Source organism: Streptomyces sp. NPDC002156 (genome assembly GCF_053593675.1).
In genome coordinates, this window is sequence record NZ_JBSFDA010000070.1 from 1 (window position 1) to 21,969 (window position 21,969).

Consider the following 21,969-nt stretch of genomic DNA (forward strand, 5'->3'; position numbering starts at 1 on the left):
AGCGTGAGGGAAACGCCCGGTTACATTCCGAACCCGGAAGCTAAGCCTTACAGCGCCGATGGTACTGCAGGGGGGACCCTGTGGGAGAGTAGGACGCCGCCGAACAATATTTGGAGGACCCCTGGTCCCAGCGTTCACGCTGGGACCAGGGGTCCTTTTTGTTTTAAAATAGCTTGCGGTACCGAAGACAGGAGTCACCCATCATGTCCACCAACTCTCCCGACGAGCGCCCGGAGCGCGACCAGCGCCGCCGGGACAGTGGTGACCGCGGCGACCGTGGCGGGTTCCGAAGTGGTCCGCGCCGCGACGGTGATCGCCGTGACAACGACCGTGGTGGTTCCGACCGTGGTGGCCGACCGACGGGTGGTGGTTACGGTCGCCGTGACGACCGGCCGGCAGCTCCCCGTCGTGACGACCGGGGCGACCGGCCCGCTGGCGGTGGCGGTGGTGGCGGTGGCGGATTCCGCCGGGATGACAACCGCGGTGGTGAGCGCGGTGGTTTCGTCCGCCGTGACGACCGACGTGATGACCGTCGCGACGGCGATCGTGGGGCTCGTCCCGCTTTCCGGCGTGACGAGCGTTCGGACCGGCCGGACCGCTCGGACCGTCCGGCGGGACCCCGTCATGACGACCGAGGCGACCGTGGTGGTTTCCGTCGCGATGACAACCGCGGTGGTGGCGGTGACCGCGGTGGCTTCGTTCGGCGGGATGACCGCCGTGACGACCGTCGTGATGACGATCGTGGTGGGTTCCGTGGTCGGAGTGATGACCGTGGGGATCGTGGCGGGTTTGTCCGTCGGGACGATCGTCGTGATGACCGTGGTGGTCGTCCCGCCGGTGGTGGCACTGGCGGTGGGTTCCGTGGGCGCGACGACAACCGCGGCGAGCGTAGTGGCCGTCCCGTAGGCGGCGGTTATCGCGGGCGGGACGACGACCGAGGTGGACGTCCTGCCGGTGGTGGCACTGGCGGTGGCTTCCGTGGGCGTGACGACCGCAGGGACGACCGGCGTGACGACCGCAGGGACGACCGGCGCGATGACCGTCGGGACGGTGACCGTCCCGCTTTCCGTCGTGATGACGATCGCGGTGGGTTCCGTGGCCGGAGCGATGACCGTGGGGATCGTGGCGGGTTCGTCCGTCGGGACGATCGTCGTGATGACCGTGGCGGACGTCCCGCCGCCGGCGGCGGTGGGTTCCGTCGCGACGACAACCGTGGTGACCGCGACAACCGTGGCGACCGTGGGGGCCGCCCCGCAGGTGGCGGTTTCCGTCGTGACGACGATCGCGGTGGGCGTCCTGCCGGTGGTGGCGGTGGGTTCCGTGGACGTGATGACAGCCGTGGTGACCGTCCCGCCTTCCGGCGTGATGAAGACCGCCGCGAAGGCGACCGTCCCGCCTTCCGGCGTGACGACAGCCGTGGTCGGGACGACAGCCGTGGTGACCGTCCTGCTTTCCGGCGTGACGACGATCGCGGTGGGTTCCGTGGCCGGAGCGACGACCGCGGTGGCCGTCCTGCCGGTGGTGGCGGTGGCTACCGCGGGCGTGACGACCGTGGCGGGCGGCCCAGCGGTGGCGGCGGCGGTTACCGGGGACGAGACGACCGGCGGGGCGACGACCGACGTGACGACCGGCGTGGTGGCGGGTTCCGTGACGAGCGTGACCGGGACCGGGAGCCGATCAAGCGGCTGCCGATCCCCGAGGACGTCACGGGCGACGAGATCGACAAGGACGTACGCCAGGAGCTGATGAGCCTGCCCAAGGGGCTCGCGGAGGAGGTCTCCAAGAACCTGGTCATGGTCGCCCGGCTCATCGACGAGGACCCCGAGGGTGCCTACGGGTACGCGCGGGTGGCTCTGCGGCTGGCTTCGCGTGTGGCGGCCGTACGTGAGGCGGCCGGATTCGCCGCGTACGCGAACCAGAAGTACAGCGAGGCGCTCGCCGAGTTCCGTGCGGCTCGCCGGATGACGGGGAACGTCGAACTGTGGCCCGTCATGGCCGACTGCGAGCGTGGGCTCGGGCGGCCCGAGAAGGCGCTCGACATGGCCGGGGCGCCCGAGGTGCACAAGCTGGACAAGGCCGGTCAGGTCGAGATGCGGCTCGTCGCGGCCGGTGCCCGGCGTGACATGGACCAGCTCGACGCGGCCATCGTGACCCTGCAGAGCCCCGAGCTGGCGTCCAACTCCGTACAGCCGTGGACCGCGCGACTGCGGTACGCGTACGCCGACGCGCTGCTGGCCGCCGGACGTGAGGACGAGGCGCGCGAGTGGTTCGCCAAGGCCGTCGAGTCCGACAAGGACGGCAGCACGAACGCGTCGGACCGGCTCGCCGAGCTGGACGGGGTGGAGTTCGTCGACGCCTTCGACGAGAACGAAGACGAAGACGAAGACGCAGATGAGGACACGGACGTGGACGTCGACGTGGACGGGGTCGACCTTGTCGACCTCGCCGACGATGACAAGGGCGTCGAGTCTGCGTCTGTCGAGGCCGAGTCTGTCAAGGACGGGGCCGTCGCATCGGTTGAGGCCGACGACGACAGCGCCGACAGTGACGACGGGCCGTCGGGCGACCTTCGGTAAGCAGTGACAGTGAAGGGCGGGACCCCGGCCAGGGGTCCCGCCCTTCTGCGTTTCGGCGTGCTTCAGTGCGCCAGGGTGCGCAGGACCAGGCCCGAGGCGGGCTTGGGGCCGAAGGACGTCGACTTGCGGGGCATGGTGACGCCCTGGCGCGCCAGGTCCCGTACGACCTCCTCGCGGACCGGGTGCATCAGGACGGCCGTACCGCCGTCCTGTTCCGCCTTCTCCACGGTTGCCGCCGTGTCGTGGATGTACGCGATGTGGGCCGGTGAGTCCTCGGGGATGTGCCAGATGTGGTCGAGGAGCGTGGCGTGCAGGACCGTCGCGTCCAGGGTGCGCCAGGCCTGCGGGTGGTCGGCCGGGACCGTACGGGCCAGGAGGGCCTCGTCCGGGTGGTCCACGAGGTGGAAGGCGCCGTCGCCGGCCAGGAGGAAGGCGTTGCCCGCGGTGGCCGCTTCCGCGAGGGCGGTGAGCGCTTCGCACAGGGGGACCTTGAGGTGACGTACGCGGAAGTGGCCCTTCAGGGACGCCAGGGCCTCGGCGACCGGGAGGCCGTGCAGGAGGCGGTGGATCGCGCGGACGCGCAGGGGGTAGCGGGCGGTGTCCACGAGGAGCACCAGACCGTGGTCCCAGGGGCTGGGGGACGGATGCTCCGCGCGTAGACGCAGATACGTCGCCCAGCGGTGGTGGCCGTCGGCGATCAGGGCCTGGTGATGTGTCAGGTCCGTCTGGATCCCGGCGAGTTCGGCGGGGTCGGTGATCGCCCAGAGGCGGTGGCCGAAGCCGTCCTCCGTGGTCGTCGACAGGAGTGGGGGGCGGGCTGCCGCGCGTTCGACCACGGCGCTTGTGCTGTGCGGCGACACGCCTGCTGAATCGTTGCTGCGGTAGGTCAACAGGAGGGGTTCCAGGTTCGCGGAGGTCGCGCGCATCAGGGCCGCGCGGTCCGCCACGACGTGCGGCATGACGTCCTCGTGCGGCAGGACGACGCCCTCCGACGGCTCCGACAGGCGCAGGGCCCCTATGACCCCGCGTTGCAGGTGGCCGGTCGTGTCGCGCTGCTCGTAGACGTACAGGGCGGGCTCGGGGTCGGCGGTCAGGATGCCCTCGGAGAGCCAGTCGTCGAGGGTGTCCGCTGCCTGTTCGTTGCGGATGGACGGGGTCGCCGCCTGGGGGAGGATCAGACGGACGATGTTGTGCGGGTCGGCCGATTCGAGGTGGATCAGGCCGTCCGGGCGCACGATGACGTCGTACGGCGGAGAAGTCACGGCTGCAAGGCTGCCGACCCGGTCGGGGTCGTAGCGCAGGCCCCGGAAGGGGGTCAGTTGAAGGCCCATGCGTGCCGGTACGTCCGCGGGACCTGCAGTGTTCATTGGTGCATCGTAGGGCTGTCAGTGGCATGGGGGATGATCGGGGGAAAGCCGGGCGAACGAGGAGCGATGCACAATGAGCCAGACCGTCAGGACGCGGCCCGAGGGCAGTGCGCGGGCGCTGAGCGAGGCGTACGACACGGCGCTGCTCGACCTGGACGGGGTGGTGTACGCGGGGGGCAGCGCGATCGTGCACGCCGTCGAGTCGCTCGGCGTCGCGCGGGACGGCGGGATGCGGCTCGCGTATGTCACCAACAACGCGCTGCGTACGCCGGACGCCGTGGCCGAGCACCTCACCGAGCTGGGCATAGCGACCGAGGGCCCGGACGTCATCACGTCGGCGCAGGCGGTGGCCCGGCTGATCGCCGACCAGGTGCCGGCGGGGGCGCGGGTGCTGGTGATCGGCGGCGAGGGGCTGCAGGTCGCACTGCGTGAGCGTGGGCTTGAGCCCGTCGACTCGGCCGAGGACGAGCCGGTGGCGGTCGTGCAGGGGTACGGCGGGCCCGAGTTGCCCTGGGGTCGGTTCGCGGAGGCGTGCTTCGCCATCGCGCGCGGGGTGCCCTGGTTCGCGTCGAACACCGACCTGACGATCCCCAGCGCGCGCGGGATCGCGCCGGGCAACGGTGCCGCAGTCGAGGTCGTGCGCATCGCGACCGGCGCCGAGCCCCAGGTGGCGGGCAAGCCGCTGCCGCCGATGCACCGGGAGACGGTGCTGCGGACCGGGGCCGAGCGGCCCCTGGTCGTCGGGGACCGGCTGGACACGGACATCGAGGGCGCGTTCAACGGGGACGTCGACTCGCTGCTCGTGCTGACCGGCGTCACGGACGGCGCGCAACTGCTGGCCGCGCCGCCGCAGCACCGGCCCACCTATGTCGACGCCGACCTCAGGGGGCTGCTGACCGGGCAACCCGAGGTGACGACCGCGGGCGAGGGTTTCCGGTGCGGGGGATGGACGGCGACCGCGGGGGAGGGGCGGCTGGAGCTGGAAGGCGACGGAGAGGCGCTCGACGGGCTTCGCGCGCTGTGTGCGGCGGCCTGGACGGCGGCGGGGGACGGCGTGTGCGCGCTGGACGGGGGGAAGGCGCTGGCGCGGCTGGGGTTGTGAGGAGCAGCTGAGCTGAGCTGAGGGGCTGGGCTGGGGAGGCCGGAGCCGAGGGACTGGAGTCGGGAGGCTGGGCCGTGGGGCCGGAGTTGAGGAAACCGGGCCGGGAGGCTGAAGCCGAGGGATCGGAGCCGAGGGATCGGAGCCGAGGGATCGGAGCCGAGGGATCGGAGCCGAGGGAACGTCCTCAGAGGCGCTCTCGTGGACGGGCAACGAGGCAATTGCGAGGGTAGGCTAACCTAACCTGGTGTTTGTCGACAGTCCTCCTGAGCAGCGCGCGGAGACCGCCCCCGCGCCCCCGAAGCGTCAGGCGATACGGGCCGTTGGACTCCTCGTCTCTCTGGGGATCCTGGTTCTTGTCGCCCTCGCGAGCATCGCGATCGGCGCGAAAGAGCTGTCCCTGGAGCAGGTCTGGCACGGGCTGTTCCAGGACTCGGGGACCTATGGGGACGTCGTCGTCGGCGAGCGGGTCTCGCGGACCCTCCTCGGGCTGCTCGCCGGTGCCGCACTCGGGCTGTCCGGCGCCGTCCTCCAGGCGCTGACCCGCAATCCGCTGGCCGATCCAGGGCTGCTCGGCATCAACGCCGGTGCCTCGGCCGCCGTCGTCACCGCCATCACCTTCTTCGGCGTCACCTCGCTGAGCGGCTATGTGTGGTTCGCCTTTCTCGGGGCCGCCGCCGTCGGAGCGCTGGTCTGGTTCCTCGGGGGCAGCCGGGGGGCCACGCCTGTGCGGCTCGCGCTCGCCGGCACCGCCATCAGCGCCGCGCTCTACGGCTATCTCCAGGCCGTGATGATCACGGACGACGCCGCGCTCAGCAGGATGCGCTTCTGGACGGTCGGTTCGCTGGCCTCGGCCACCGACGACACCATCACGCAGGTCCTGCCGTTCATCGTGGTCGGCACGGTCCTCGCGCTGCTGGTCGCCCGCCCCCTCAACGCCGTGGCGATGGGCGACGACACCGCCCGCGCCCTCGGCGCCAACCTGAACCGCACCCGCGCGCTGTCCATGGCCGCCGCGACCGTGCTGTGCGGGGCCGCGACCGCCGCCTGCGGTCCGATCGTCTTCGTCGGCCTGATGGTCCCGCACGTCGTGCGGTCCTTCACCGGGCCCGACCTGCGCTGGATCCTGCCGTACGCGACCGTCCTGTCGCCGGTCCTGCTGCTCGGCGCCGATGTCGTCGGGCGGATCGTCGCCCGGCCCGCCGAACTCCAGGTAGGCATCGTCACCGCGGTCATCGGCGGCCCGGTCTTCATCTTTCTCGTACGACGGCGGAGGACGGCGCAGCTGTGAAGAGCAACCTTCTTGTCCGGCCCGCCCGGGGCACCGGCCGCGCCAACCGTGTCGTACGGACCCCGGGTGGCGTGTCCCTCCGGCTGGACGTGCGCGCGCTGGTCGTCGTCGTGGCGCTGCTGCTGGCCGGGCTCACCGCGAGCGTCGTGCTGATCGGTACCGGCGACTTCCCGATCCCCGCCGGGGACGTCCTCAAGACGCTGTTCGGCGACGGGAACACGGGCCAGGAGTTCATCGTCAACGAGCTGCGGCTGCCGCGCGTCCTGGTCGGACTGCTGGTCGGGGCCTCGCTCGGGCTGGGCGGCGCGCTGTTCCAGTCCATCTCCCGCAATCCGCTGGGCAGTCCGGACGTACTCGGCCTCAGCCAGGGCTCGACCGCCGGTGCGCTGATCATGATCGTGCTGTTCTCCGGGAGCGCGGGCGCGGTCACCCTCGGGGCGCTCGTCGGGGGGCTGGTGACGGGGCTCGCCATCTATCTGCTGGCCTGGAAGCAGGGCGTGCACGGGTACCGGCTGGTGCTCGTCGGCATCGGGGTCTCCGCGGTCGTCACAGCCGTCAACGGCTACCTCATCACCAAGGCCGACCTCGTCGACGCGACCCGAGCGGTCGTCTGGATGACCGGATCCCTCAACGGGCGGGGCTGGGACCAGGTCTGGCCGCTGCTGTGGCTGTGCGCGGTCCTTGTACCCGTGGTGCTCGTGAACGGGCGGGCGCTGCGGATGACGGAGATGGGCGACGACGTGTCGTACGCCCTCGGGGTGCGCGTCGAGCGCGTACGGCTGGTGCTGATGCTGGCCGCCGTGCTGCTCACCGCCGCCGCCACGGCCGCCGCCGGACCCGTCGGCTTCGTCGCGCTGACCGCGCCGCAGCTCGCCCGGCGGCTGACCCGCTCGCCGGGGCCGAACCTGGTGCCGTCCATGTGCATGGGTGCCACCCTGCTGATCGTGGCCGACTGGGCCTCGCAGCGGCTCTTCGGCGCCGATCAGCTGCCCGTGGGGGTCGTGACCGGAGTGCTCGGCGGGGTGTATCTGCTGTGGCTGCTGGTCACCGAGCGGAAGGCGGGCCGGATATGAGCGACTCCACGAACGAGAACGTCAAGAAGGGCACCAACACCGTGAACCGCCTGTCCGCCGAGAGCGTGACCCTCGCCTACGACCAGCGCGTGATCGCCGAGCAGCTGTCGGTCGAGATACCCGACAACTCCTTCACGGTCATCGTCGGCCCGAACGCCTGCGGCAAGTCCACGCTGCTGCGCGCCCTGTCGCGGATGCTCAAGCCCAGCGAGGGCCGGGTGCTGCTCGACGGGCAGCTCATCCACTCGATGCCCCCGAAGAAGGTCGCGCGGACCCTGGGGCTGCTCCCGCAGTCGTCGATCGCGCCCGACGGGATCACCGTCGCCGACCTGGTGGGCCGGGGCCGGTACCCGCACCAGGGCATCCTGCGGCAGTGGTCCCAGGACGACGAGCGGATCGTGCGGGAGTCCATGGAGTCGACCGGCGTCGCCGAACTCGCCGACCGCTATGTCGACGAACTGTCCGGCGGCCAGCGGCAGCGCGTGTGGATCGCGATGGCCCTCGCCCAGCAGACCCCGCTGCTGCTCCTCGACGAGCCGACGACCTATCTCGACATCCAGCACCAGATCGATGTCCTCGACCTCTGTGCCGAGCTGCACGAGGAACAGGGGCGGACGCTCGTCGCCGTACTGCACGACCTCAATCACGCGGCCCGGTACGCCACGCATCTCATCGCACTGCGCGAGGGCGCGGTCATCGCCGAGGGCGCGCCGGGGGACATCGTCACGGCAGGGCTGGTCGAAGAGGTGTTCGGGCTGCGCTGTCAGGTCATCGACGATCCGGAGACCGGCACTCCGCTGGTGGTGCCGGCCGCGCGCAAGGCCCGTACGAAGCTGGCTACAGAAGTTTCCTGAGGCGGAACAGGTCCCGCAGGCCCGCCTCCAGTTTCACGCGGCCCGAGCCCCAGGCCTTCGCGAAGTTCAGCTCGCCGGCGACCAGCGCGACCAGGTCGTCGCCGGACATGGTGAGGCGGATCTCCGCCTTGTCCCGGGGCGGGCCCTGGAGGGTGTCCTGGACCTCGATACGGCCGCCTTGGAGGCGTCCGACGAAGGTGACGTCCAGGTCGGTGATACGGCAGCTCAGCGAGCGGTCCAGGGCCGCCGCCTCGCGTGCGTCCCCGGTCGCGCCCGCCATGTTGTCCGAGAGCTTGTCGAGTGCGCTGCGGCACTCCTCAATCGTGGCCATCGCGAACGACGGTACCTCAGCGGTTCGAGGTAGCGTCGGGGCATGAACGACTCAGTGCCCCCGGCCGAGGGCCCGGCGGAGCCGCAGGTTCCGGACGCGGCCGTCGAACCCGGGTACGACTCCGGGCCCGAGGACGACGACCCCGCCGCCCCGGCCCCGCTGAACGTCCCCCGCGTCCCCACGGGCGACGCCGAGGTCGACGCCCTGCTGGACCGGCTCGGTGACGCCGACCACCTCGCCACGGACGGCCATGTCGAGGTGTACGAGGATGTACACCGGGGGCTGCGAGACACGCTCACCGCGCTCGACGCCCGCCCGGGACCTCCGGCGCCCCCGATGACGTACGGCAATAGGAGCTGAACCGAACGTGGCAGGAGTGGCACGCCGCCGTCTTGACGCCGAGCTGGTGCGGCGGAAGCTCGCCCGCTCGCGCGAGCACGCGAGCCAGCTGATCGCCGCCGGGCGGGTCAGCGTCGGCAAGACCGTCGCGACCAAGCCCGCCACCCAGGTGGAGACCGCCGCCGCGATCGTCGTCATGGCCGACGACAGCGATCCCGAGTACGTCTCCCGGGGCGGCCACAAGCTCGCGGGCGCCCTGGAGGTCTTCGTACCGCAGGGGTTGAAGGTCGGCGGACGGCGGGCGCTGGACGCCGGCGCGTCCACCGGTGGATTCACCGACGTACTGCTGCGCGCGGGTGCCGCGCACGTCGTCGCCGTCGACGTGGGGTACGGACAACTCGCATGGTCTCTCCAAAGCGATGAACGCGTCACCGTCAAGGACCGTACGAACGTACGCGAGTTGACGCTCGAAGCGATCGATGGGGAACCAGTGGATCTTGTCGTGGGGGATCTGTCCTTCATCCCGCTCGGCCTCGTGCTGCCCGCCCTTGCGCGGTGTGCGGCGCCCGATGCCGATCTGGTGATGATGGTCAAGCCACAGTTCGAGGTGGGGAAGGAACGGCTGGGGAGTGGAGGAGTCGTACGCAGTCCCGAACTGCGTGCCGAGGCGGTACGCGGAGTTGCCGCCCGCGCCGGGCAGCTTGGGCTGGGCGTGCAGGGTGTGACCGCCAGCCCGCTGCCCGGGCCGTCGGGGAATGTCGAGTACTTTCTGTGGCTGCGGGCCGGCGCACCTGAACTCAACCCGGCCGATGTCGACCGTGCAGTGGCGGAGGGGCCTCGTTGACTCAGACCCGAGATCGTACTGTTTTCCTGCTCGCCCACACCGGGCGGCCGGCCGCGATCAGAAGCGCCGAACTCGTCGTCCAAGGGCTGTTGCGCTCCGGACTCGGGGTGCGGGTGCTCGCGGCGGAGGCGGCTGAAGTGCCGCTGCCGCCGACGGTGGAGCTGGTCGAGGAGGCCACGGCGCAGTGCCTCGACGGATGCGAGCTGCTCATCGTGCTGGGCGGCGACGGCACGCTGCTGCGCGGCGCCGAGTTCGCCCGGGCGTCCGGGGTGCCGATGCTCGGCGTCAACCTCGGTAGCGTCGGCTTCCTCGCCGAGGCCGAGCGCGACGACCTCGACAAGGTGGTCGACCGGGTGGTGACCAAGGCGTACGAGGTCGAGGAACGGATGACCATCGACGTCGTCGTGCACCAGAACGGGAACATCGTGCACACGGACTGGGCGCTGAACGAGGCGGCCGTGCAGAAGGTGTCCGCGGAGAAGTTGCTCGAGGTTGTCCTGGAGATCGATGGGCGGCCTGTTACCGGGTTCGGGTGTGACGGGATCTGTCTGTCCACGCCTACCGGGTCCACCGCGTACGCCTTCTCCGCGGGTGGGCCTGTGGTGTGGCCCGAGGTCGAGGCGCTGTTGATGGTGCCGATCAGTGCGCATGCGCTGTTCGCGAAGCCGTTGGTGACCTCGCCGGATTCTGTGCTTGCTGTGGAGGTTCTGCCTCACATTCCGCCGGGTGTTCTGTGGTGTGACGGGCGGCGGACTGTGGAGTTGCCCCCCGGGGCGCGGGTGGAGGTTCGGCGGGGGGCTGTGCCTGTGCGGTTGGCTCGGCTGCACCATGCTTCGTTCACTGACCGGCTTGTGGCTAAGTTCGCGCTGCCTGTTTCTGGGTGGCGGGGGGCTCCTCACTAGCGCGGTTTGTGGGGGGTGGCCTGGATTCGTTGGCGGGTGCGGGTGCGCTGTGGCTTGTCGCGCAGTTCCCCGCGCCCCTTGGGTCGGGCCACTCCCCTGGGTGATATGGGGAGGCCGATCTCCTTTCGTTACCTGCGGGTTCTCTCATTCGAGGTGGGGGGCGTCGCACTTGGGGTGGCTGACCTCGTATGGTCGTGTTCGTGTTGGAGGAGATGCGGATACGGTCGCTCGGCGTGATCGACGATGCGGTCGTCGAGTTGTCGCCCGGCTTCACCGCCGTCACCGGTGAGACCGGTGCGGGCAAGACCATGGTCGTGACCAGCCTCGGGCTGTTGCTCGGTGGGCGGGCCGATGCGGCTTTGGTGCGGATCGGGGCCAAGAACGCGGTCGTGGAGGGGCGGATCACCGTGCCTCCGGGCGGTTCCGCCGTCGTACGGGCCGAGGAGGCCGGTGCCGAGCTGGACGACGGGGCGCTGCTCATCAGCCGTACCGTTTCGGCGGAGGGGCGTTCCCGGGCGCATCTGGGCGGGCGTTCCGTGCCCGTGGGGGTGCTGGCCGAGCTGGCCGACGAACTGGTGGCCGTGCACGGGCAGACCGATCAGCAGGGGCTGCTCAAGCTGTCCCGGCAGCGGGCGGCGCTCGACCGGTACGCGGGGGACGCGGTCGCCGCGCCGCTCACCAAGTACGGGGAGGCGTACCGGCGACTGCGGGCGGTCTCCGCCGAGCTGGACGAGATCACCACGCGCGCGCGGGAGCGGGCCCAGGAAGCCGACATGCTGCGGTACGGGCTCGACGAGATCGCCGCTGTGGAGCCGCGCGCCGGTGAGGATGTCGAGCTGGCCGAGGAGGCCGAGCGGCTCGGGCACGCGGAGGCGCTGGCCTCGGCCGCGACCGTCGCTCATGCGGCGCTGGCCGGCAACCCCGAGGATCCCGAGGGCATCGACGCCGCCACGCTCGTCGCGGGCGCCCATCGGGCCCTGGAAGCCGTACGCTCGCACGACTCCGCCCTGGCCGCGCTCGCCGACCGGATCGGTGAGGTCGGCATTCTGCTCGGGGACGTCGCCGGGGAGCTGGCGGGGTACGCCGACGACCTGGACGCCGATCCGCTGCGCCTGGCGGCCGTCGAGGAACGGCGGGCCGCCCTCACCGCGCTGACCCGGAAGTACGGCTCCGATGTCGCCGGCGTGCTGGCGTGGGCCGAGACAAGCTCCGCGCGGCTGCTCGAACTCGACGGCGACGACGAGCGCATCGGTGAGCTGACCGCCGAGCGGGACGCGCTGCGCGGCGAACTGGGCGGGATGGCACAGGCGTTGACGGACGCGCGGACGGAGGCCGCCGAGCGGTTCGCCGCCGCTGTGACCGCCGAGCTGGCCTCGCTGGCCATGCCCCACGCGCGCGTGTCGTTCGAGATCCGGCAGACCGAGGACCCCGAGGGCGTCGAGGTCGGCGGGCGTACGGTCGCCTACGGGCCCTCCGGCGCCGACGAGGTCGAACTGCTGCTCGCCCCGCATCCGGGGGCGCCCGCCCGGCCCATTGCCAAGGGCGCGTCCGGGGGTGAGCTGTCCCGCGTGATGCTGGCCGTGGAGGTCGTGTTCGCGGGGACCGATCCGGTGCCCACCTATCTGTTCGACGAGGTCGACGCCGGTGTCGGCGGCAAGGCGGCCGTCGAGATCGGGCGGCGGCTGGCCAAGCTGGCGAAGAGCGCGCAGGTCGTCGTCGTCACGCATCTGCCGCAGGTCGCCGCGTTCGCCGACCGGCAGCTGCTGGTCGAGAAGACCAACGACGGGTCGGTGACCCGGTCCGGCGTGAAGGTCCTGGAGGGCGAGGAGCGGGTACGGGAGCTGTCGCGGATGCTGGCCGGGCAGGAGGACTCGGAGACGGCGCGGGCGCACGCGGAGGAGCTGCTGGCGGCGGCCCGGGCGGACGGCTGACGTTCGAGTTCGAACAGTTGACGTTTAGTGGGGTCTCTCTCACTCGTGTGGGTGACATCCCGCACCCCTCCGTGGTTCGGAACACCCGTACGTACTGGCATCCTTGAAGGAGCATGGAAAACCTCCCGTACAGGGAGGAAGCCGCGCGGTACACCCCTTCCGCCCGATCCTTCTGTACGTTTCTCCGTGTCCTTTCTCCAAGTCCTTTCTTCGTGACCGCCCGACGCCGAACCAGGAGCCCCCGGCCACGTGAGCCCCGTGACCAGCCACTCACCGCACGGCCAGTCGCCGCTGCGCACCGTCCAGGTGCTCGGCGGCGGCAACGCCGGCAGCAGCGCGCACGTGCGTTCGCTGGCCGCGGGGCTCGTCGCGAGAGGCGTGCGCGTCAGCGTGTGCGCTCCCTCCGACGCCGACAGCGCCTACGACTTCACCGGCGCCGGTGCCGAACACGTGCCCATCCCGCGCAGCAGCGACCCCGCCTCGGTCGCGGCGCTGCGCATGGCCTGTTCGAACGCCGACCTCGTGCACGCGCACGGGCTGCACGCCTCCTTCCGGGCCGCCCTCGCGCTCAGCGGGCGCCGCACCCCGCTCGTCGTCACCTGGCACAACCGCGCCTACGCCGAGGGGCCGCGCGCCCAGCTGCTGAAGGTGCTGGAGCGGCGGGTCGTGAAGGCCGCCGCAGTGGTCCTCGGGACCTCCTCCGACCTCGTCGACCGGGCCAGGCGGCGCGGCGCCAGGGACGCCCGGCTGTCCGCCGTGGCGCTGCCCGCGCCGCCCGGGAGCACGGGGTGGGACGAGGCCGACCGGCTCAAGACCCGGGCCGAACTCGGCGCCACCGACCGCCCGTTGCTCATGGCCGTCGGCTCACTCGACCGGCACCGGGGGTACGACGTCCTGCTGGACGCCGTACACGCGTGGCGCGGTCTCGATCCCGAGCCACTCCTCGTGATCGCCGGGGAGGGGCCCCTGCGGGCGGAGTTGCAGGGCCGGATCGAGAACGAGGGGCTGCCGGTCCGGCTCATCGGGCGCCGCGACGACGTGAGCGAACTGCTCGTCGCCGCCGATCTCGCACTCCTGCCCAGCCGTTGGGAGTCGCGTTCCGTTCTCGCCCAGGAGGCCCTCCACGCGCGCGTGCCGCTCATCGCGACCGCCGTGGGAGGCGTTCCCGAGCTGGTCGGGGACGCGGCCGAACTCGTCCCGTACGGCGACGCGGCGGCGCTCGGCAGGGCCGTCGTACGGCTCCTCGGGGATCCGGAGCGCCAGGAACTCCTCCGGGAGCGGGGCGTGCGGCAGATCGCCACCTGGCCCTCCGAGGACGAGACCGTCGCCCAAGTGCTCAGCGTCTACGACGAGTTCACCCAGCCCCGGCTGCTCTCCTAGAGGCTCGCCCGGCTCAGGTCACGTGTCTGCGGGCTCGCAGGGCCAGGCTCAACGCCAGTACCGTCTGTGGGTCGTCCAGGTCCGTGCCCAGCAACTCCCCGATCCGCGCGAGGCGGTTGTAGAGCGTCTGGCGGTTGAGGTGGAGTTCACGGGCCGTCTCCGCCTTGCGGCCCGCGTGCGCCAGGTAGGTCTCCAGGGTGGGCAGCAGCGGCGGCTTGGAGCGCTGGTCGTGGGTACGCAGTGGGCCGATCGCACGGTCCACGAAGGCCGCCAGGTCCGGCTGGTCGCGCAGCCGCCACAGCAGCAGGTCGATGTCCAGGCGCCGGGCGTCGTACCAGGGGCGGTCCGGCAGCCCCTGGGCCGCCGTCGCCGTCTCCGCCGCGTGCCGCAGACCCGCCGAGGCCGCCGCCCAGCCACCGGCCACCCCGACCACGACGACCGGCGGCGGTGCGCCCGGGCGCTGCATCCCGGCGCGTTCCACACCGGTCCGCAGCGCCGTCGCGACCCTGTCTGCGACCGCCGGGCGCTCCGCCTCCGTACGCAGGCCCACGAGCAGCGGTACGCGCCCCTCGACCGGCCGTACGCCCAGCAGCACCGGCACGCCCACCGACGCCAGCTCCTCCGTGACCGCCCGGGCCAGCACCGCCCAGCCGCCGCCCGGGGACAGCGCGTCGCCGAGCCGCATCACCATCGGCAGCAGTGGCCCGGTGCCGGGCTTGAAGCCGAGAACGCGGGCCTGCGCGGGCGCGGCCTCCGCGTCGATACGGCCCTCGGCGAGGTCGGTGAGGAAGTCGCCGCGGCCACGCGCCGCCAGCTCCTCCTCCTGCCGGGCCTGCATCAGGACGACGGCCAGGATGCCCGCGGCCCGCTCGGCGGCGATGCGGTGCACGGGGGCGAGCGGTTCGAGGACGGGCAGCAGGACCAGCCGCGCGCGGACCGACCCGGTGCCGTGGCCGCCCCCGGGCACGTCGACGAGCACGGAACCGGCGGACGGCGGCGCGTCCTTCTGCTGGGCGCGCAGCCCCTCCCACACCTGGAGCGGATCGGCGCCCTCGGGGCCGGCTCCGGCGGCGTACAGGAGCTGGCCGTCCGTCGTCTCCAGGAACACCGGGTTGCCGCTGAAGTCGGCCAGGATGCCGAGGACCTGCGGAATGCCGCCACCGCCCAGCAGGGCCTCCGTACAGCGCCGATGGACCTCCTCGGCCCGTTGGAGCAGCGCGTAGTGGCCGTTGACGATCTCGGTGTGGATCTCCTCGGTGACGGCCACGAACGCCACCTCGCGGTGCAGCTGCACCAGCGGCAGACCGGTCGAGCGGGCCGTCTCCACCAGGGCCGCGGGCAGCCGCGTGAAGCGCGGGCCCAGCTCCACGACGAGCGCCGCGATGCCCCGCTCGGCGAGCGTACGGACGAACGCGCGCTGCTCGGCCGGACGGGTGCCGAGCCCGTACCCGGTCGTCAGGAGCAGCTCGCCGCCCTTGAGCAGCGAGGCGATGTGCGGGACCTCGCCCGCGTGCACCCACCGCACGGTCCGCCCCAGCCGGTCGGCGCCCGCGAGGATCTCCGGCAGCCCGCTGCGCAGCCCGGGCAGCTCAAGCGCCCGCCGCACGGTGATCCCGGCGCCCTGGCTCTCCAAACGGCTGTCCGTACGGCTGTCCATGCAGCGGACGCTACCTGCACCTACGTACGGATGACGACCTGCCCGTCGGCGGCACCGGCGGCTTCCCTACGCCGGAACGATGTTGTGGTTGAAGCGGAACACGTTGTCCGGGTCGTACTGGCGCTTCACCGACGCCAGCCGGCGCGTGTTCTCGGCGCCCAGGCCCGCGATCACGCGCTCCGGGCCCTCGTCGCCGATGAAGTTGAGATAGACCGCGCCGCTGCTCCACGGCTGCACGTCGGTACGGACGTCACGGACCCACCGGACACAGCGCTCGTCGTCCGCCGGGTCCTCCCAGATGCCGAAGGGGTGCACGGCCCAGGGGGAGTCCCGGTAGGGGACGGGGTACTCGGCCGGGCCGTCGGCGACCGCGCCGCCCATGGGGAACAGCACGTGCGTGGTCGCTGTCGGGACCGGTACGGAGTTCCCGGCGGCGCAGAACACGGCCACGAAGTCGTCGGGGGCGCCCGTCAGGTACTCGGCCGACCAGTAGTTCCGCATCCCGGGCGGGTCGTCGAGCATGCACTGCAGGTCGGCGTACGGGATCGCGGTCACGACCGCCGACTCGTGCGGCAGCGCCAGCAGCGGTTCGGCGAGCTTGCGCATGTCCTCCTCGGGGCCCGCGTACGTCAGCAGGGCGGCGCACAGCAACTGTCCGACCAGGTGCGGCGGTACGAACTCCTCGGGCGGGCCGGTGAGATAGATGACCGCGCCGCTCGCCTCGACCGGGCCCGCCTCGATCACGTCGCGGTAGATGCGGGTCGCCTCCTGGCCGAACTCCGGGAGGTACAGCACCAGGGCCATGGAGACCACGGGCAGCTCGTGCAGCCTCAGGGTCAGTGAGGTGGCGACGCCGAAGTTTCCGCCGCCGCCGTGCAGGGCCCAGAACAGGTCCGGGTTCTGCCCGTCGCTCGCGTGCACCGCGGTGCCGTCGGCGGTCACCAGGTCGACGCCGATGAGGTTGTCGACGGCGAGGCCGCAGGAGCGCTCCAGCCAGCCGCTGCCGCCGCCCAGCACGAAGCCGCCGACCCCGGTGGTGGAGACCCGGCCGCCGGTGGTCGCCAGCCCGTACGGCTGGGTCGCCCGGTCCAGGTGGCTCATCAGGGCCCCGCCCTGGACCCGTACGGATTGCTCCGCGGGGTGGACGGTGACCTCGGTCAGTCGGCGCAGGTCGATCACCAGGCCGCCGTCGTTCAGCGCCATGCCTGCGACGCTGTGGCCGCCGCCGCGGACTGCGATCTTCAGGTCCAGGTCGCGGGCGAAGCGGATGGAGCGGGCTACGTCGGCGTCGTCCGCGACCTGTGCGATCACTGCTGGGCGGCGGTCGATCATGGCGTTGTAGACGGTTCGGTTGTCGTCGTACCCGGGATCCCCCGGGGCGAAGACCTCGCCGGTCAGGTCCTCGCGCAGGGCGGTGAGGGCTGCGCCCGCCTTTGAGGGGGAGGCCATGGCGGTCCCCTTCCAATAAGGGGCATTTGTGTGGTTCCAGCGTATGCGCTTTGCCACGAGGGCGCCGTTTTCAGGTGCGGCGCCGTCGTGGCTGGTCGCGCAGTTCCCCGCGCCCCTTTCGGGGCGCGATTCCCTGGGCGTCCGTTTTAGCCGCCGTAGGCCCCCGACGCCGTCAGCCTCAGGGCCGTGTCGATCAATGGGACGTGGCTGAAGGCCTGGGGGAAGTTGCCCACCTGGCGCTTGAGGCGGGGGTCCCATTCCTCGGCCAGGAGGCCCAGGTCGTTGCGGAGGGCCAGGAGCTTCTCGAAGAGTTTGCGGGCCTCGTCGACGCGGCCGATCATCGCGAGGTCGTCCGCCATCCAGAACGAGCAGGCGAGGAACGCGCCCTCGTCGCCCGGCAGACCGTCGAGGTTCTCCTCGCCGCCCGAGGTCGGGTAGCGCAGGATGAAGCCGTCCGAGGTGGACAGTTCGCGCTGGATGGCCTCGATGGTGCCGATGACCCGCTTGTCGTCGGGAGGCAGGAAGCCCATCTGCGGGATGAGGAGCAGCGAGGCGTCCAGCTCCTTCGAGCCGTACGACTGTGTGAAGGTGTTGCGCTCCTTGTCGTAACCCTTCTCACACACGTCCCGGTGGATGTCGTCGCGCAGTTCGCGCCACTTCTCCAGCGGGCCGTCCGCGTCGCCGGACTCGATGAGCTTGATCGTGCGGTCCACCGCGACCCACGCCATGACCTTCGAGTGCACGAAGTGGCGGCGCGGACCGCGCACCTCCCAGATGCCCTCGTCGGGCTCGTCCCAGTGCTGCTCCAGGTAGCGGATCAGCTTCAGCTGGAGCAGGGAGGCGTAGTCGTTGCGGGCCAGACCCGTCATGTGCGCCAGGTGCAGGGCCTCGGTGACCTCGCCGTACACATCCAGCTGGAGCTGGTGGGCGGCGCCGTTGCCGACGCGGACCGGGCCCGAGTTCTCGTAGCCGGGCAGCCAGTCCAGCTCGGCCTCGCCCAACTCCCGTTCGCCCGCGATGCCGTACATGATCTGCAGGTTCTCGGGGTCGCCGGCGACCGCGCGCAGCAGCCACTCGCGCCAGGCGCGGGCCTCGTCGCGGTAGCCGGTGCGCAGCAGGGAGGAGAGGGTGATGGCCGCGTCGCGCAGCCAGGTGTAGCGGTAGTCCCAGTTGCGCACGCCGCCGATGTCCTCCGGCAGGGAGGTGGTGGGGGCGGCGACGATCCCGCCGGTCGGCGCGTAGGTGAGTGCCTTGAGGGTGATGAGCGAGCGGACTACGGCCTCCCGGTACGGGCCGTGGTACGTGCACTGCTCGACCCACTCGCGCCAGAAGTCCTCGGTGGCCTCCAGCGACTGCTCCGGCTCCGGGAGCGCCGGCGGCTGCTTGTGCGAGGGCTCCCAGGAGATGGTGAACGCGATGCGGTCACCCGGTGCCACCGTGAAGTCGGCGTATGTCGTCAGGGACTTGCCGTAGGTCTCGGCGGTGGTGTCGAACCACACAGAGTCGGGGCCCGCGACGGCCACCGTCCGGCCCTCGTGCTTGTGCACCCACGGCACGACACGGCCGTAAGAGAACCGCATGCGCAGGGCCGAGCGCATCGGCACACGGCCGCTGACGCCCTCCACGATGCGGATCAGCTGGGGGGCGCCGTCGCGAGGGGGCATGAAATCGGTCACTCTGACCGTGCCGCGCGGGGTGTCCCACTCGGATTCGAGGATCAGCGAGTCGCCCCGGTAGCGGCGGCGTGCCGCTGTGGGCGGTTCGGCGTCCGTCGCGTGCGCGGGGCCGAGGCGCCAGAAGCCGTGCTCCTCGGTGCCGAGCAGTCCCGCGAAGACGGCATGGGAGTCGAAGCGGGGCAGGCACAGCCAGTCGACTGTGCCGTCCCGGCAGACCAGCGCGGCGGTCTGCATGTCTCCGATGAGTGCGTAGTCTTCGATGCGCCCGGCCACGTGCAACTCCAGTCGAACGGCCACGTCGCCCCCCGTAGAGAAGGAAAAGGGGGGTCTCGCTCTTGCGGTCAAGGGTTCGTTGTAAAGCGTCGTTGAGCGGTGGAGCAAACACCAATCGGTGCTCAACGGACTGACGAGCTCTCGTTGTTCCGGGGTTACGGGCGGGGGTGGTGCCGTGTTGCCGGTCGGGCTCGGCAGCGAGTGTCCGAGGAGCATACGACGCACGCAGATGATCCGCGTGCCGCTCTCGACAACCCGGGTCCGCTGAACGAGTGAAGCTCGGTTGAGCGGGCACGGTTTCGGGTGAGCGCTGGACGAGGTGATGGTGACTCGTGTACGGGATGCGTGTCCGGGTGTGCGCGGAGCGTGGCCGGAAGCCTTGTCCCCGGGTCGCTGATACCCTGGTAGCCCGTGGACCGGTGGGCACGAAACCCCCGAACCGCAGCGACGGCTCCTCCAGTGAAAACCCGGAAATCTCCGGGCCGGGTGGCCGTACCGCACCCCAGACCGCGACCACGGGAGCCCCGCCTTGGCCATGACACCCGCTGCTTTTCGAAACAGCAACGCCACGACGACCAAGCACATCTTCGTCACCGGGGGTGTCGCCTCCTCGCTCGGCAAGGGTCTGACGGCCTCCAGCCTCGGCATGCTCCTCAAGGCGCGCGGCCTGCGTGTGGTCATGCAGAAGCTCGACCCGTACCTGAACGTCGACCCGGGCACGATGAACCCCTTCCAGCACGGTGAGGTGTTCGTCACGCACGACGGCGCCGAGACCGACCTGGACATCGGCCATTACGAGCGCTTCCTCGACCGCGACCTCGACGGCTCGGCCAACGTCACCACCGGCCAGATCTACTCGACGGTGATCGCCAAGGAGCGGCGCGGCGAGTATCTCGGCGACACCGTCCAGGTCATCCCGCACATCACCAACGAGATCAAGCACCGCATCCGCCGCATGGCCACCGACGAGGTCGACGTCGTCATCACCGAGGTCGGCGGCACGGTCGGCGACATCGAGTCGCTGCCCTTCCTGGAGACCGTGCGCCAGGTCCGCCACGAGGTCGGCCGGGACAACGTGTTCGTGGTCCACATCTCGCTGCTGCCCTACATCGGCCCCTCCGGCGAGCTGAAGACCAAGCCGACCCAGCACTCGGTCGCCGCCCTGCGGAACATCGGTATCCAGCCGGACGCGATCGTGCTGCGCTGCGACCGCGAGGTCCCGACCGCGATCAAGCGCAAGATCTCCCTGATGTGCGACGTCGACGAGGCGGCCGTGGTGGCCTGCCCCGATGCCCGCTCGATCTACGACATCCCCAAGACCGTGCACCGCGAGGGCCTGGACGCCTATGTCGTCCGCAAGCTGGACCTGCCCTTCCGGGACGTGGACTGGACGACCTGGGACGACCTCCTGGACCGCGTCCACAACCCCGCCCACGAGATCAACCTCGCCCTGGTCGGCAAGTACATCGACCTGCCCGACGCGTATCTCTCGGTCACCGAGGCGCTGCGCGCGGGCGGATTCGCCAACCACGCGCGCGTGAAGATCAAGTGGGTCACCTCGGACGACTGCAAGACCCCCGCGGGCGCCCAGAAGCAGCTGGCGGACGTGGACGCGATCTGCATCCCGGGCGGCTTCGGCGACCGCGGTGTGTCCGGCAAGGTCGGCGCGATCCAGTACGCCCGCGAGCACAAGATCCCGCTGCTCGGACTCTGTCTCGGCCTCCAGTGCATCGTCATCGAGGCGGCCCGCAACCTGGCCGGCATCGAGGACGCCAACTCCACCGAGTTCGACGCCGCCACCGCCCACCCGGTCATCTCGACCATGGCCGAGCAGCTCGACATCGTCGCGGGCGACGGCGACATGGGCGGAACGATGCGCCTGGGCATGTACCCGGCCAAGCTCGCCGAGGGCTCCATCGTGCGCGAGGTGTACGACGGCAAGGAGTACGTCGAGGAGCGCCACCGCCACCGCTACGAGGTCAACAACTCCTACCGCGCCGAACTGGAGAAGAAGGCCGGCATCCAGTTCTCCGGCACCTCCCCGGACGGCAAGCTCGTGGAGTACGTCGAGTACCCGCGCGAGGTGCACCCCTACCTGGTGGCCACGCAGGCACACCCGGAGCTGCGCTCCCGCCCGACCCGCCCCCACCCGCTCTTCGCCGGCCTCGTCAAGGCTGCCGTCGAGCGCAAGACGGGCAAGTAGTCCAAGGGCTGTACGGTGACCGGGGTGCGCGCCTTTGGGGGTGCGTGCCCCGGTTTCTTTGGCACGTGCGGGATGCGGGAGGACAAGTCGACATGACCACCATCAAGGACACTCCGGAGGAGTGGGAGATCCGGGCGACGGAGACCCCCTTCGTGGGCAACAAGACCTCCGTGCGCACCGACGAGGTGGTCATGCCCGACGGCTCGGTGGTGGGCCGCGACTACCAGGTCCACCCCGGCTCCGTGGGCGTCCTCGCCCTCGACGACGAGGGGCGGGTCCTGCTGATCCGCCAGTACCGCCACCCCGTGCGTCAGCGGATGTGGGAGATCCCGGCCGGGCTGCTCGACGTACCTGGCGAGAATCCGCTGCACGCCGCCCAGCGCGAGCTGTACGAGGAGGCGCACGTCAAGGCCGAGGACTGGCGGGTGCTGACCGACGTCTACCCCACGGCGGGCGGCTGCGACGAGGCCGTACGGATCTTCCTGGCCCGGAATCTGTCCGAGGCCGAGGGGCAGCGCTTCGAGGTCGAGGACGAGGAGGCCGACATGGAGCACGCGCGCGTGCCCGTCGGTGAACTCGTCCGGGGCATCCTCGCCGGGGAGCTGCACAACAACTGCCTTGTCGTCGGCCTCCTTTCGCTGGTGGCGGCCGAGAAGGGCGACGGACTCGACGCGCTGCGCCCGGCCGAGGCGCCCTGGCTGGCCCGGCCCTTCGAGGCCTGAGG

General features: G+C 71.2%; 19 protein-coding genes and 1 rRNA gene. 15 read left to right on the top strand and 5 right to left on the bottom strand.

All coding sequences use genetic code 11. The features are described from left to right. From rrf to ACWCRB_RS26210, 4 genes are all read left to right on the top strand, one after another. A 5S ribosomal RNA gene (rrf, locus tag ACWCRB_RS26195) occupies positions 1 to 105 on the top strand; the annotation flags it as partial. Between the two features lie 171 nt (positions 106 to 276). Further along, positions 277 to 906 (top strand): hypothetical protein, encoded by a 630-nt coding sequence (locus tag ACWCRB_RS26200; protein ID WP_450998362.1) that lies wholly within the window; start codon positions 277 to 279, stop codon positions 904 to 906. Positions 907 to 939: 33 nt separating this feature from the next. Further along, the gene (locus tag ACWCRB_RS26205) at positions 940 to 1,746 is read left to right on the top strand and encodes a hypothetical protein (protein WP_450998363.1); all 807 of its coding nucleotides are present in this window, start codon (positions 940 to 942) and stop codon (positions 1,744 to 1,746) included. Continuing rightward, complete coding sequence (locus ACWCRB_RS26210; RefSeq protein WP_450998364.1) at positions 1,746 to 2,576, top strand: hypothetical protein; 831 nt, start codon at positions 1,746 to 1,748, stop codon at positions 2,574 to 2,576. Before ACWCRB_RS26205 ends, ACWCRB_RS26210 begins: the two co-directional genes overlap by 1 nt. Before the next feature lie 62 nt (positions 2,577 to 2,638). Here the strand turns inward: ACWCRB_RS26210 and ACWCRB_RS26215 are convergent, their stop codons facing one another. Next, positions 2,639 to 3,943 (bottom strand): DUF1015 domain-containing protein, encoded by a 1,305-nt coding sequence (locus ACWCRB_RS26215; RefSeq protein ID WP_450998365.1) that lies wholly within the window; start codon positions 3,941 to 3,943, stop codon positions 2,639 to 2,641. A gap of 73 nt (positions 3,944 to 4,016) precedes the next feature. Between ACWCRB_RS26215 and ACWCRB_RS26220 the strand changes: the two genes are divergently transcribed. The 4 genes from ACWCRB_RS26220 to ACWCRB_RS26235 all read left to right on the top strand — a co-directional run bounded on the left by ACWCRB_RS26220 (position 4,017) and on the right by ACWCRB_RS26235 (position 8,260). Continuing rightward, on the top strand, positions 4,017 to 5,045 hold the full coding sequence (locus tag ACWCRB_RS26220; protein ID WP_450998366.1) for an HAD hydrolase-like protein: 1,029 nt from the start codon (positions 4,017 to 4,019) through the stop codon (positions 5,043 to 5,045). A 244-nt stretch (positions 5,046 to 5,289) separates the two neighbouring features. Continuing rightward, positions 5,290 to 6,333 (top strand): FecCD family ABC transporter permease, encoded by a 1,044-nt coding sequence (locus ACWCRB_RS26225; RefSeq protein WP_450998367.1) that lies wholly within the window; start codon positions 5,290 to 5,292, stop codon positions 6,331 to 6,333. Continuing rightward, on the top strand, positions 6,330 to 7,406 hold the full coding sequence (locus ACWCRB_RS26230) for a FecCD family ABC transporter permease (RefSeq protein WP_450998368.1): 1,077 nt from the start codon (positions 6,330 to 6,332) through the stop codon (positions 7,404 to 7,406). Before ACWCRB_RS26225 ends, ACWCRB_RS26230 begins: the two co-directional genes overlap by 4 nt. Further along, positions 7,403 to 8,260: an ABC transporter ATP-binding protein gene (locus tag ACWCRB_RS26235; protein WP_450998369.1), complete on the top strand. Its 858-nt coding sequence runs from the start codon at positions 7,403 to 7,405 to the stop codon at positions 8,258 to 8,260. Before ACWCRB_RS26230 ends, ACWCRB_RS26235 begins: the two co-directional genes overlap by 4 nt. Here ACWCRB_RS26235 and ACWCRB_RS26240 read toward each other — a convergent pair. After that, positions 8,244 to 8,591, bottom strand: coding sequence for an alkyl sulfatase C-terminal domain-containing protein (locus ACWCRB_RS26240; RefSeq protein ID WP_369032950.1), 348 nt, complete (start codon positions 8,589 to 8,591; stop codon positions 8,244 to 8,246). The two genes, ACWCRB_RS26235 and ACWCRB_RS26240, sit on opposite strands and share 17 nt — an antisense overlap. A 42-nt stretch (positions 8,592 to 8,633) precedes the next feature. Here ACWCRB_RS26240 and ACWCRB_RS26245 point away from each other — a divergent pair, with 42 nt between their 5' ends. The 5 genes from ACWCRB_RS26245 (at position 8,634) to ACWCRB_RS26265 (ending at position 13,987) form a co-directional block, all read left to right on the top strand. Beyond that, positions 8,634 to 8,951 (top strand): hypothetical protein, encoded by a 318-nt coding sequence (locus ACWCRB_RS26245; protein ID WP_450998370.1) that lies wholly within the window; start codon positions 8,634 to 8,636, stop codon positions 8,949 to 8,951. A gap of 7 nt (positions 8,952 to 8,958) precedes the next feature. Beyond that, the gene (locus tag ACWCRB_RS26250) at positions 8,959 to 9,774 is read left to right on the top strand and encodes a TlyA family RNA methyltransferase (RefSeq protein ID WP_450998371.1); all 816 of its coding nucleotides are present in this window, start codon (positions 8,959 to 8,961) and stop codon (positions 9,772 to 9,774) included. After that, complete coding sequence (locus ACWCRB_RS26255; protein ID WP_450998372.1) at positions 9,771 to 10,676, top strand: NAD kinase; 906 nt, start codon at positions 9,771 to 9,773, stop codon at positions 10,674 to 10,676. The genes ACWCRB_RS26250 and ACWCRB_RS26255 overlap by 4 nt, the downstream gene beginning before the upstream one ends. A gap of 188 nt (positions 10,677 to 10,864) precedes the next feature. Continuing rightward, positions 10,865 to 12,607, top strand: a complete 1,743-nt coding sequence (recN, locus tag ACWCRB_RS26260; protein ID WP_450998373.1) for a DNA repair protein RecN — start codon at positions 10,865 to 10,867, stop codon at positions 12,605 to 12,607. A 249-nt stretch (positions 12,608 to 12,856) separates the two neighbouring features. Next, positions 12,857 to 13,987 (top strand): glycosyltransferase family 4 protein, encoded by a 1,131-nt coding sequence (locus ACWCRB_RS26265; protein ID WP_450998374.1) that lies wholly within the window; start codon positions 12,857 to 12,859, stop codon positions 13,985 to 13,987. A gap of 13 nt (positions 13,988 to 14,000) precedes the next feature. On the opposite strand, the gene ACWCRB_RS26270 is transcribed toward ACWCRB_RS26265, so the two are convergent. From ACWCRB_RS26270 to ACWCRB_RS26280, 3 genes are all read right to left on the bottom strand, one after another. Continuing rightward, a complete protein-coding gene (locus ACWCRB_RS26270; RefSeq protein WP_450998375.1) occupies positions 14,001 to 15,644 on the bottom strand; it encodes a PucR family transcriptional regulator in 1,644 nt (547 codons plus the stop codon). Between the two features lie 66 nt (positions 15,645 to 15,710). Continuing rightward, complete coding sequence (locus ACWCRB_RS26275) at positions 15,711 to 17,093, bottom strand: FAD-binding oxidoreductase (RefSeq protein ID WP_450998376.1); 1,383 nt, start codon at positions 17,091 to 17,093, stop codon at positions 15,711 to 15,713. A gap of 146 nt (positions 17,094 to 17,239) precedes the next feature. After that, positions 17,240 to 19,042, bottom strand: coding sequence for a glycoside hydrolase family 15 protein (locus tag ACWCRB_RS26280; RefSeq protein WP_450998402.1), 1,803 nt, complete (start codon positions 19,040 to 19,042; stop codon positions 17,240 to 17,242). Positions 19,043 to 19,577: 535 nt separating this feature from the next. Between ACWCRB_RS26280 and ACWCRB_RS26285 the strand changes: the two genes are divergently transcribed. Beyond that, complete coding sequence (locus ACWCRB_RS26285) at positions 19,578 to 21,245, top strand: CTP synthase (RefSeq protein WP_450998403.1); 1,668 nt, start codon at positions 19,578 to 19,580, stop codon at positions 21,243 to 21,245. 92 nt (positions 21,246 to 21,337) lie between these two features. Further along, positions 21,338 to 21,967 (top strand): NUDIX domain-containing protein, encoded by a 630-nt coding sequence (locus ACWCRB_RS26290; RefSeq protein WP_450998377.1) that lies wholly within the window; start codon positions 21,338 to 21,340, stop codon positions 21,965 to 21,967. The last annotated feature ends 2 nt before the right edge of the window (positions 21,968 to 21,969 follow it).